General features: G+C 41.7%; 10 protein-coding genes. All 10 read left to right on the top strand.

Going from position 1 to position 11,460, the window contains the following annotated elements; all coding sequences use genetic code 11:
- The first annotated feature begins 419 nt into the window (after window positions 1–419).
- The 10 genes from QNJ66_RS16550 to QNJ66_RS16505 all read left to right on the top strand — a co-directional run bounded on the left by QNJ66_RS16550 (window position 420) and on the right by QNJ66_RS16505 (window position 11,149).
- Window positions 420–1,283 carry a type 1 glutamine amidotransferase domain-containing protein gene (locus tag QNJ66_RS16550; RefSeq protein WP_300508840.1) on the top strand — a complete coding sequence of 288 codons (864 nt, stop codon included), beginning with the start codon at window positions 420–422 and terminating at the stop codon, window positions 1,281–1,283.
- A 609-nt stretch (window positions 1,284–1,892) separates the two neighbouring features.
- Entirely contained in the window at window positions 1,893–3,602 is a 1,710-nt protein-coding gene (locus tag QNJ66_RS16545) for a thiamine pyrophosphate-binding protein (RefSeq protein WP_300508838.1), read from the top strand.
- Between the two features lie 105 nt (window positions 3,603–3,707).
- Window positions 3,708–4,142, top strand: coding sequence for a hypothetical protein (locus QNJ66_RS16540; RefSeq protein ID WP_300508836.1), 435 nt, complete (start codon window positions 3,708–3,710; stop codon window positions 4,140–4,142).
- Window positions 4,143–4,186: 44 nt separating this feature from the next.
- Window positions 4,187–4,555: a nuclear transport factor 2 family protein gene (locus QNJ66_RS16535; protein WP_300508834.1), complete on the top strand. Its 369-nt coding sequence runs from the start codon at window positions 4,187–4,189 to the stop codon at window positions 4,553–4,555.
- 50 nt (window positions 4,556–4,605) lie between these two features.
- Entirely contained in the window at window positions 4,606–5,031 is a 426-nt protein-coding gene (locus QNJ66_RS16530; protein WP_300508832.1) for a nuclear transport factor 2 family protein, read from the top strand.
- A 45-nt stretch (window positions 5,032–5,076) separates the two neighbouring features.
- Window positions 5,077–5,484, top strand: coding sequence for a nuclear transport factor 2 family protein (locus tag QNJ66_RS16525; RefSeq protein WP_300508830.1), 408 nt, complete (start codon window positions 5,077–5,079; stop codon window positions 5,482–5,484).
- Window positions 5,485–5,694: 210 nt separating this feature from the next.
- Window positions 5,695–6,750: an aldo/keto reductase gene (locus tag QNJ66_RS16520; RefSeq protein WP_366146291.1), complete on the top strand. Its 1,056-nt coding sequence runs from the start codon at window positions 5,695–5,697 to the stop codon at window positions 6,748–6,750.
- A 40-nt stretch (window positions 6,751–6,790) separates the two neighbouring features.
- Window positions 6,791–8,323, top strand: a complete 1,533-nt coding sequence (locus tag QNJ66_RS16515; RefSeq protein WP_300508826.1) for a GMC family oxidoreductase N-terminal domain-containing protein — start codon at window positions 6,791–6,793, stop codon at window positions 8,321–8,323.
- A gap of 80 nt (window positions 8,324–8,403) precedes the next feature.
- Window positions 8,404–8,844 carry a VOC family protein gene (locus QNJ66_RS16510; RefSeq protein WP_300508825.1) on the top strand — a complete coding sequence of 147 codons (441 nt, stop codon included), beginning with the start codon at window positions 8,404–8,406 and terminating at the stop codon, window positions 8,842–8,844.
- A gap of 109 nt (window positions 8,845–8,953) precedes the next feature.
- Window positions 8,954–11,149 carry an N-acyl-D-glucosamine 2-epimerase gene (locus tag QNJ66_RS16505; RefSeq protein ID WP_300508823.1) on the top strand — a complete coding sequence of 732 codons (2,196 nt, stop codon included), beginning with the start codon at window positions 8,954–8,956 and terminating at the stop codon, window positions 11,147–11,149.
- Window positions 11,150–11,460 lie beyond the last annotated feature (311 nt).

Genomic DNA, 11,460 nt, shown 5'->3' with positions numbered 1-11,460 from the left:
CAGGTTAGTTAGGACACATAAATTGTATTTTAAGGCAACAGGCAACAGGCAACAGGCAACAGAAAAATGTCCTAATAGCCTTGGCGACTGCTATACTTCATAAGAGTACGAAAAAAATAATTTTTGCCCAAATAAAAATTGGCAATTTTTGGTGTTAGACTATCGGATGAAGTTAACCACAGTCCCAGAGAATCTGGGCCATTAAAAGCTGTGATTAAATATCCTGTCGTATCCACTGTCAGTAAGACTTATGGCTAAATAATTGGTATAACTCCAGTGATAGCAATAAAAACTGACTACCCTGACCTAACCATAAGGCCAAGAGATATCGGCAAAATTTAAGTATTACGTATAGTTAAATTGTCACTTTATTGTTTAGTGACAGTGGAAGTTTAGTGAATTTCAAAGGATGTAATCAAATGAAAAAACTTATCTTTGTTTTGTCAGAATGGGGTTATTGGGGAGAAGAACTCATTGGTCCTCTAGAAGTCTGTGATCAAGCTGGATACGAAATCACCTTTCTGACTCCAACAGGACAAAAACCCACTCCTTTAGCGGTTAGTATGCAGCCTGGATTTACAGATCCACCCTTAGGCCGCTCCGTTACCTCGGAATATTACGCCCAAAAAACCAAAGAAGTCCACGAATCTGATCGTCTCAATAACCCGAAGAATTTACAAGACTGGTTTCCCCTTCGCCCCTACCCCAGTTCTTCCACCTATCTTAGGGATATGGAAGCTTATTATAAAACCCTAGACACCCTAACCAATGAAGAACTGATAAATTATGATGCGATCGTTGTTGTAGGTGGTAGTGGAGCTTTAGTAGATTTAGCTAATAACCAAAGACTACATGATCTAATTCTCGGTTTTTACCGTCTGGATAAACCCATTGCTACAGAATGCTATGGGGTAAGTTGTCTAGCTTTTGCTAGAGATTTTCGGGAAAAAACCAGTTTAATTTGGGGTAAGCACGTAACAGGCCATGCCATTGACTACGATTACATAGACGATACCGGGTTTGAAGGGCCCCATGCAGTAGATGGTTCAAATACAGGTTTTGGTAATGGTTACATCAACTTCGGACCTCCTTTTTATCCCTTAGAATTTATTCTCAGAGATGCGGTTGGACCTGATGGTGCTTATATTGGTCGAGTTGGCCACGAAACCTCCGTTGTTGTCGACTATCCCTTTATTACCAGTCGTTCCACTGCTTCCTCAGCAGAATGTGGAGAGAAGTTGATTGAAGTGCTAGAGAAAGGGCTAAAACGATACAACTGGTAAGCAACCTTGCCATAATTAATTAACAATTAACAATGGATAATTGAACCTGATTTTTTGCCCACTTCCCATATTCAATCTTTGATTTAGATTGGGTTCTAAAAAAGCAAAATTTGTGTTATCTTACGAGAGACCAGAATCTTTATAAGGTACGGTAAAAAATTTTATTCCTAAATAATATTTATTTCCCGACCTAAAATAATCCGTATCATTTTTTTGTTTTTATTAAGGCATTAGGTGAATAACATGGTTACAGTATAAAAGTGAATTTTTTTTACAGCAAAAACTAATAATAGTAGATAGGTTTTATACTTTAGTTACAGTGGTAATTAAAACTGTTGCCTGTTCATCCTTCCCTATCAAATCTCTAAAAAAGCTAGTTTTACAGAAGGTAGAAGATGTCAGGTAAACCTAAAACTTGTTCTAACTGTGGACAAAAAAGACTAATTACTTTTATCACGAATAATATCTTGTTGCAAAAAAACCGGGTCAATATAGATAGGGATTTAAACGCAGCAAATAACCTGAAAAAGGGAAGTCAAGCTATTATCAATTATCCATTATCAATTGTCCATTCATAAGCGATGCGCTCCCCCAAAAATAGGAGAATTTATGACAGATAAAAATACAGGACGCTTTAAGATACTTGAACAGTTCCTTGCCGATGGAATTAATTATATGTTTGGCAACCCAGGGACTTCCGAAGAAGGATTTTTAGATGCCCTTTGGGACTATCCTGAGCTTAAATATATTTTAACCCTGCAAGAATCCGTAGCCGTTATGGCCGCCGATGGCTACGCCAGAGCAACCAAAAAACCAGCCCTGGTGCAAATTCATAGCACCCCAGGATTAGGAAATGCTATCGGAGCCTTATATCAAGCTAAGCGAGGTCATTCCCCCTTAGTAGTGATTGGGGGAGATGCCGGGATTAAATATATGGCCATGGATGCACAAATGGCCGGAGATTTAGTGGCCTTTGCCGAACCCGTAACCAAATGGTCTACCCTAGTCATGGAACCATCATCCTTATTGCGGGTAATTCGTCGGGCCATCAAAATTGCCACCACACCTCCTATGGGTCCGGTCTATGTTTGCGTTCCGGTGGATATTTTAGATGCCCCAGTTACCGAGGAAGTCCGTCCCACTTCCTTACCTTCTACCCGAGTGATTCCCGATGAGGAACTGATACAACAAGCAGCCTCTCTTTTGGCATCGGGTAGCAAACCTATGATTTTTGTCGGTGATGGTATTGCCTATTCTGGGGCCCAAGCAGAGTTAACCCGCGTGGCTGAACTTTTGGGCGCTGAAGTTTGGGAAGCCGATGCAGGGGAATTGAACATGAGTCACACTCATCCCCTATATCAAGGCTCAACTGGGCATATGTTCGGTTATTCCAGTTTGCCCACCACCAGTAAAGGAGATGTCAATCTAGTTTGTGGTACTTATATGTTACCGGAAGTATTTCCCGAATTAGGGGATATTTTCAAACCCGGGGCAAAAGTAGTCCATATTGACCTAGATGCCTACGAAATAGCAAAAAATCACCCCGTTGATTTAGGTTTAGTCAGCGATCCTAAACTCACCCTAGCTAAGCTGGCCACAGCTTTAGAAGGGATGATGACTGCTGAGCAAAAAGCCGCAGCCCAGGGCAGAACCGACGAAATAGGTCAGGCCAAAGAAGAGGCACATAAACAAGCAGTAGCGGCTGATCAAGAGGTTCGGGAGTCATTTCCCTTGAAATTTTCCGCCTTTGCCCAAGTGTTAGCCGAACATTTGCCCAAAGATGCTATCATCTTCGATGAAGGGTTAACTTGTACCCCAGACTTTACTCGCTATTTTCCACCTACCCTACCGGATCATTACTTTCTCACCAGAGGAGGTTCTTTAGGTGTGGGATTACCCGGGACAGTTGGCGTTAAATTGGCTAATCCCGATAAAACAGTTATTGGTTTAGCCGGGGATGGAGGTTCCATGTACACCATACAGGCCCTATGGTCGGCGGCAAGACATAATGTTGATGCTAAGTTTATCATTTGTAATAATCGTTCTTATAAATTGTTACAGATAAATGTCTTAGCTTATTGGCAAGAACGAGGTATTCCTCAACATGATTATCCCCTGAGTTTTGATTTATCTAAACCCGATCTTAAGTTTCATGAAATGGCTAAAGCCATGGGAGTCGAAGCTGTACGGGTAGAAAAGCCAGAAGAAATTGAACCAGCCATTAAACAAGCATTAGCCCATGATGGACCGTTTTTAATAGATGTGGTCTTAGAAGCAGATGTGAATCCTGACATGATTGGTATTCGCTGTGGGCAGTAGGGTAAAAACTCAGTAAATATTTATAATCAAGACTCATTGCTTGTATTACTGGGAAAGAACCTTATTTCCTAACTTATTAGACCTATAATTGATGAGGGAATAACTATGAAACCTTTAACCCAAACTGAACTCAAACAATTTGCCGACGACTGGTACAGCAAGCTGGATGTTCACGCCCCTATGGTGGAAATTTTGCCCCTATTGGCTGATGAAGAACTGAAAATGACCTTTCCCGAAGGACCAGCTTATGGCTATAAAGGCTTTGAGGAATGGTATCAAAGAGTAATTCGCATCTTCTTCGATGAAGTCCATACTGTTAAAGAAGTCACCCCCACTACATCAGGAGAGATCGTAGATGTGAATGTGGTGGTGCAATGGGAAGCCAGTATGTGGAAGCCTCCTGCTGCCAAAAGTGAGCGCATTAACTGTTTTGCCTACCAACGTTGGCAGGTTAAACGCTCTACTGAAACCGAAAAGCCAATTATTGTCGGATACATAGTCGACGAAATTGAGTATAAAGAAGGGTCAGCCAGACTCTAAACCAGATTTTTGCCAAAAAACTAAATTTTGGAGCCAAAACAACCATGGATAATCGAGAAATACTCGATAAGTATTACGAATATGCCAATGCCGGGAATTGGAACGCTTGGTGCGATTTATTCGCCGAAGATCAGGTGATGGACGAGCAATTAGCCGGCCACATCGAAGGGTTGGCGATCCTCCGAGAAATGATGGGGGGTATGGATACCATGTATTCCAAATTCCAAAACATTCCCAAATACTTTGTGGTATCTGGCGATGAAGGCGCAGTGGTTTCTCATATTTCCGCAGCCAACTCGGCGGGAGAAACCATTGAAGCCGATGTCATGAATTATTTCCGTTTTAAAGATGGAAAAATTAGCTATATGGCTAACTTTCATGACACTAAACCCTTTGCCCCAGTTACGGGTTAGTAACTGGAGTTCAACCGCTCAAACTACTTAATTAATTCAAGGAGAAAACCATGGCTTTGACCAATTTAGAACTCGTACAAACAATGTATGAATCCTTTAATAGAGATGATTTCGACACCATTCGTAACGAGGTTTTTTCGCAAGACTTAGTATGGAATTTACCTGGTCATCATCCCTTATCTGGCACCAAGAATGGACCCGAGGAAGTGATCGCTTTCTTCCAACAATTGAGAAAAGCAAACATCCAAGTAGATCTGATTAAACTTGAGGCCTGGGGAGAGAGTACCGTAGTTGAAGTGCATCGTGGTCATGGAAGATCTGGAGATGCAGTTCTTGATGCTCTCAATTGCACCCATTACGAAGTTCGTGATGGCAAAATTGCCGAAGTTCAAGTTTATATTAGTGACCAACACGCAGTTGATCAATTTTTCTGGGCAGTTTATGACCTTGCACCTATCCCCGCCCGCTTAGGTTAGATTGAGCCGCTTTGTTATTTATTGTGATTAGGAGATAACCCAAAAATGGAACTCAATGAACAGCACGTTCGCAATGCCTACGCTGCCTTAGCCACCGGAGAAAAAGCCAAAATTCAAGAATATTGGGCTGATGACATGATTTGGTTGGTTCCTGGCCACAACATCATCTCTGGTTGGAAAAATAATCTCGATGAATTTATCGAGTTTATGACTACTGTTGGGCAACTTTCTGACAACAGTTTCCAGATGGTTCACAGCGCAATTATGACCACTGGAGAATACTCCGCGGATGTCTCTCGTAATACAGGACACCGTGCCGGAAATCCAGATAAAGCCCTAGATATTAATGTTATCCATTTTCTACGTTGGCGTGATGGCAAAGTTATTGAAGGCCGAGGGGCGATTTTTGCCGATGGAACCGCAGAATACGATAAATTCTGGTCACCAGTTTAAATATCTAGCAGTCATTTAGCTTTCCGCACTATGAAAGAGACGGATATATGAAACCTTAGATCAGTACCGCCAAGGTTTTAGTGTTGGGATGAAAGGCTGGTTAATTATCGGGGTTCGATACCCCGATAATGGGCAATAATTTTGTCTATTAGCCAAAAAATTAGAAAAAATATCATTTTTGAACAACAAATTATTGTGGAAGTAAATCAACTGACTGAACTTAACCATTTTCGTTTACTTGGTCGCAGTGGACTACGAGTTTCGCCCCTGTGCTTAGGGACTATGACTTTTGGGACAGACTGGAATTTTGGAGCCGAGAAAGAAGAATGTCGTCGTATCTTCGATTTATACCTGGAACGTGGTGGCAACTTTATCGATACAGCCAATAACTACACCAATGGCACCAGCGAAACTTTTCTTGGGGAGTTTATTGGGTCTCATCGGGAAGAATTGGTGTTGGCTACGAAATACACCCTAAATTGTCGTCCAGGAGATCCCAATGCTGGAGGAAATCATCGTAAAAATATGGTTCAGTCGGTGGAAGCAAGTCTTAAACGACTGCAAACTGACTATATCGATTTGTATTGGGTTCACTGTTGGGAATTTCGCACTCCCATTGAAGAAATTATGCGGGCTTTGGACGATTTAGTTCGGGCTGGTAAAATATTATATGTGGCGATTTCCGATGCTCCTGCCTGGAAAATTGCTCAAGCAAACACAATTGCTAATCTTAGAGGCTGGACTCCCTTTATTGGGCTACAATCCGAATATAATCTCATAGAACGTACCCCAGAGCGAGAGTTAATCCCTATGGCTGAAGATTTCAACATTGGGCTTTTACCCTGGTCTCCTTTAGGTGGTGGGTTACTCACAGGAAAACATATTGATACCCATAAAGAATATCTGCAATCTCCAGAAACAAGTACGGATATTGCCCGAGGTTCACTAATAACCAGTCGTATGAATGAGCAGAATCTAGCAATCTGTGAAGCTGTTCAAAAAATTGCTCAAGAAATTGGTCATTCTCCAGCACAAGTTTCCCTCAATTGGCTCTTACAAAAGTCAAGTGTCACCAGTATTATTTTAGGGGCAAAAACAGTGAAACAACTGGAAGATAATCTCGGTTGTTTGGATTTTACATTAACTCCTGAACAAATGCAGTATTTAGATGAAGTTAGTCAAATCAAGTTAGGATTTCCCCACGATTTTATTAATAGTGAAATGGTGAAAAATATCGTTAGTGGGGGAAGTAATATCGCCTCGTAATTTCCATTGTTAAAAAACGATTAATCCAAGGAGAAAAACCATGGCTGAATACGATTTTGTTGTTGTCGGTGCAGGAACTGCCGGTTGCGTAGTTGCTAACCGTCTCAGCGAAAATCCCGATGTTCAGGTTCTCGTTATAGAAGCAGGGGGAGGTCCAGAAGACATACCAGATGGGGTGTGGACTCCTTCCCTGTGGTATACCTTACTAGGTTCCAATATCGACTGGGGCTATCAAAGTGTTCCCCAACCGGGACTTAATGGAAGGGTGACCAATGAACCTCGGGGAAAATTGATCGGGGGGAGTAGTAACCTCTATATTATGATGCACATTCGAGGTCATCAATCGGACTTCGATAACTGGGCTTATAATGGTGCTGTGGGCTGGTCTTATGAAGATGTCTTACCCTACTTACAAAAATTAGAAGATCAAGAAGATAAAACTAGCAATTTAGTTGGTCAAGGGGGACCTCTGAGTGTTGAGAATGCCAAATTGCATGAGCCTAATCCCACCTCAAAAGCCTTTATTGATGCCTGTATGGCCTTAGGATATCCTTATACGGAGGATTTTAATGGTCCTGAGATGGAAGGTACTGGCTGGCATCATGTGAATATTAAAGATGGCAAACGCCACAGTATGGCCGCTGCTTATCTAATTCCGGCCATGTCCCGTCCCAATGTGACAGTGACCACCAAAGCACAAGTAACAAGATTGTTGTTTGAGGAGAAAAAGTGTATTGGTGTTGAGTATTTTCAAGACCAAGAACTCAAAACTGTTCGGATCAATCGTGAAGTAATTGTTTGTGGTGGTGCAATCGAGTCCCCCAAGATTTTAATGCTATCTGGAATTGGTAATCCAGTTCATCTACGAGAACAAATGATTCCCTTGGTTGCTGACGTTCCAGGGGTAGGAGAAAACTTCCATAATCATGTTCTTACGGGAGTTATCAATGAATGTTCCCAACCTGTTCCTCCCGGCAATCAAAATCTTTCCGAAAGTGCTTTGTTTTGTAAGTCAGAACCTGGATGGGTAGGACCGGACTTACAATTAGGTTTAGTTCATGTCCCCTTTAACATAATTGTTGGTCAAGGTCATCCCAATTCTATTAGCATTCTACCTGGGGTGGTTCGTCCCCTATCACGGGGTTGGATCAGATTAGCCAGTAATAATCCCCTAGATAAACCCCTAATTAATCCTAATTACCTCAGCGTTGATTCTGATACTCAACGTATGATCAAGGCAGTGAAGCTATCCCGTGAGATTTTTGCCACGGAACCTTTGGCCAGTTGGTGTCAAGAGGAATTGATGCCAGGGCCCGGGGTTCAAAGCGATGCTGAATTAGAAGCTTTTGTTCGCCAAACGGCTGATTCTTACCACCATCAAGCAGGTTCTTGCAAAATGGGCTTAGATGATCGCTCCGTAGTTGACCCTCAATTGCGGGTTTATGGCGTGACAGGGGTTAGGGTTGCAGATGCCAGCGTGATGCCTTTTGTACAATCGGGTAATTGCCATACAGCGATCGCCATGATTGGGGAGAAAGTTTCTGACATGATTAAAGACGATTATGGACTATAGGTTAAAATTTTTTGCTCAATAAATACCATATTTCCTCTTGATTGAATAATCATAACTAATCAGTTTCATGGTACAAAATTATGCTACAAATTTTTTCTCAAGTTGCCATCACCTGTAAAGATGCGATCGCTACTGAGAAATTCTATACAAAACACTTTGGCTTTAGACGAGCTAGAGTGGCGAAACTTCCGGATGGACAGCAAATTGTCTTTATCAAAATGGGGGATAGTGCTTTCTATTTTGAAATTTTTCAGGCTCAAGAAGAATCTCCCATTGAACCTGCACAAAATGACGGTTATCAGTTTCCCTCGGTGCGTCATTTAGCTTTTAAAGTGGATGATGTGGATGCCAAGTTAGCGGAAATGGGAGATGATGCCAAAATTACTTTGGGTCCTCTTAATTTTGATGATTTTATCCCAGGGTGGCGCACCGTTTGGCTGGCTGATCCGGATGGTCGCATTATTGAGATCAGTCAAGGATTTACTGATGAAGAGAACCCACCCCCATTGGAAGATAAATAAGGCACTGTGGGCAACTGTTCCATACGTAGTATTGTGATGCTTCCTACATCGCTCATACTACTGTTTTCTCAAATAACTTTTTAGTTTCTATTTTCTAGGAGCAAATTTCATGGCTAACGCTGTAGACTTTACTTTTTCTGACCTCATTTCGGGATACATTACTAAGTACGATGCTGATCAAGATGCCTTTGGGCTGAAAACTTCGGATGACCGGGAATACACTGTTTATCTGACTCCCACTACCTTTGCAGAATTGATCCGCAACTTGGGACAGGGTTATCAGGATGCTACTGGGCAAATGCGAGATTTGCTCAAAGCTGGTGAACCTAACCAACCGGGGGCAAGAGGGAAATATGTTACTGTTTACGGGATTTTTTACCCTGATAGTGGTAATGAGTACCGTTTTGAAGGAAAGCATCTAGTTTTTGCTGGACGTTCTTTAACTGATGATGCGAATGATTATGTCTTTGAAAAACAAGACTGGTGGATTAATCAAGTTAAGCAATTAGCTGATTTTTATCTGGAGTCTGAGTTTGGAGTATATGGTAGCGATGTGATTAATATCGACTACTCCAACTATCGAACCAATCTCACCATCACCGGAGAAAAACAAAAAAGCGGACGACAAGAAACTGATACTATTTCCCGTTTGGTTTATGGGTTTGCTTCTGCTTTTTTACTGACAGGGGACGATCGTTATCTGGAGGCAGCGGAAAAAGGAACTGAATATTTACGGGAACATCTACGCTTTAAAGATAAGAGTGAAGGCATTGTTTACTGGTATCACGCTGTTGATATTCAAGACGATGGCAGTCAAGAAAAGGTCTTTGCTTCGGAATTTGGGGATGATTTCAATGCTATTCCCTGTTATGAGCAAATTTATGCCTTAGCCGGTCCCATTCAAACCTATCGCATCACCGGCGATACCAAGATTTTAAGTGATGCTAAGAAAACTGTTCGTTTATTCGATCGCTTTTTTAAGGATCATTCTGAACGAGGTGGTTATTATTCCCACATTGATCCGATTACTTTTAGCGCTCATAGCGAGTCTTTGGGACAAAACAAGGCCCGTAAAAACTGGAACTCTGTGGGAGATCACGCTCCTGCTTATTTAATTAATCTCTGGTTAGCTACGGAAAAAGAAGAATATGCAGAGTTTCTTGAGGAGACTTTTGATACTATTCACGCTCATTTCCCTGACTACGATGAGAGTCCTTTTGTACAAGAAAAGTTCTTTGAGGACTGGAGTAAGGATCAAGAATGGGGATGGCAGCAAAATCGTGCCGTTGTTGGTCATAACCTCAAGATTGCTTGGAACTTGACTCGGATGTTTAGTCTTAAGGAGAAGTCTGAATATAAGGACTTAGCTAATAAAATTGGTAACAAAATTGCTGCTGATGGTACTGATCGCCAACGGGGTGGTTGGTACGATGTGGTCGAACGGGTGGAAAAAAATGGTGACTTCCACAAGTATGTTTGGCACGATCGCAAGGCTTGGTGGCAACAAGAACAGGGTATCCTGGCTTATTACATCATGGCTGGTGTTTATCGGGAGGCAGAAAACGTTAGTTTCCTCAGTTATGCTCGGGAAGGAACTGCTTTTTATAACGCATGGTTCTTAGATCACTACAGTGGTGGGGTTTACTTTAATGTCCTTTCTAATGGACACCCCTACGCCCTCGGTGGAGAACGGGGTAAAGGTAGTCACTCAATGGCAGGATATCACTCCTTTGAGTTGTGTTATTTAGCTTCAATTTATACTAATCTTTTGGTTCGACAAGAACCGATGGATTTCTACTTCAAACCCACTGATGGAGGATTCCCCGATAAAATTCTGCGGGTTGCTCCTGATATCTTACCTCCTGGAAGTATCAAGATTAAACAGGTTTGGATCGATGGTACTCCTTATGATGATTTTAATGCTAAGAAGTTATTCGTTCGTCTTCCTGAAGACTATGCTGGTAAGAAAATTCGTGTGCTTATTTATCCCACAAGAGTACCTTTTGAAGCAGCTTTATTAGAGGTTAGTTCTGCTGGTGTGGCTAAAATCGATTTAAGCGGAAATCTCACTGGTTCGGGTGCTTTACAAGAACTTGATGATGAGTTTTCTCGTCCCGAAGTTGAACAATGTCAAGGCTTAACTTTAGCTGTGGCTGACTTGAAGGATATTTCTTCTGAGGCGTTACGTTACATTACTTTCTTTATTAATGGCAAAAATCGCTCAGTGGATAACTTTCAGGTTACTGTAGAAGGTGCCACAGGAAAGGTTAAAGAGAAATTTGATGACGCTAACATCGGTAGTTAGTTCTCAGTAGGGTGGGCAATGCCCACCTTACCGCGCCCTTTTGGGCAAAGGCAAAAATCAAAAGGCAAAAGGCAAAAGTAAGGAATAAGCCCGAATTAGGTCTAAAACCTCTTCATTTATGAAGAAGAAAATAATCAAATAATCATTTGTTTGAATCCTCTTACTTTAGGAAGAGGTAAACTTTTGACTTTTGATTTCTAACTTTTGACTTGTGAACTCCTGCCTCCTGCCCCCTGCTAAGTAGTCGGACATAAATAAAATGAACTGTCTTAAGAAATGTAAATAAGCTGTAATCCCTCTCCCTGCTCCCT

This window comes from Crocosphaera sp. (genome assembly GCF_030064895.1).
Taxonomy (GTDB): domain Bacteria; phylum Cyanobacteriota; class Cyanobacteriia; order Cyanobacteriales; family Microcystaceae; genus Crocosphaera.
The sequence above is the reverse complement of the archived record's forward strand: the minus strand, read 5'-3'. Positions and strand labels throughout refer to the sequence as shown.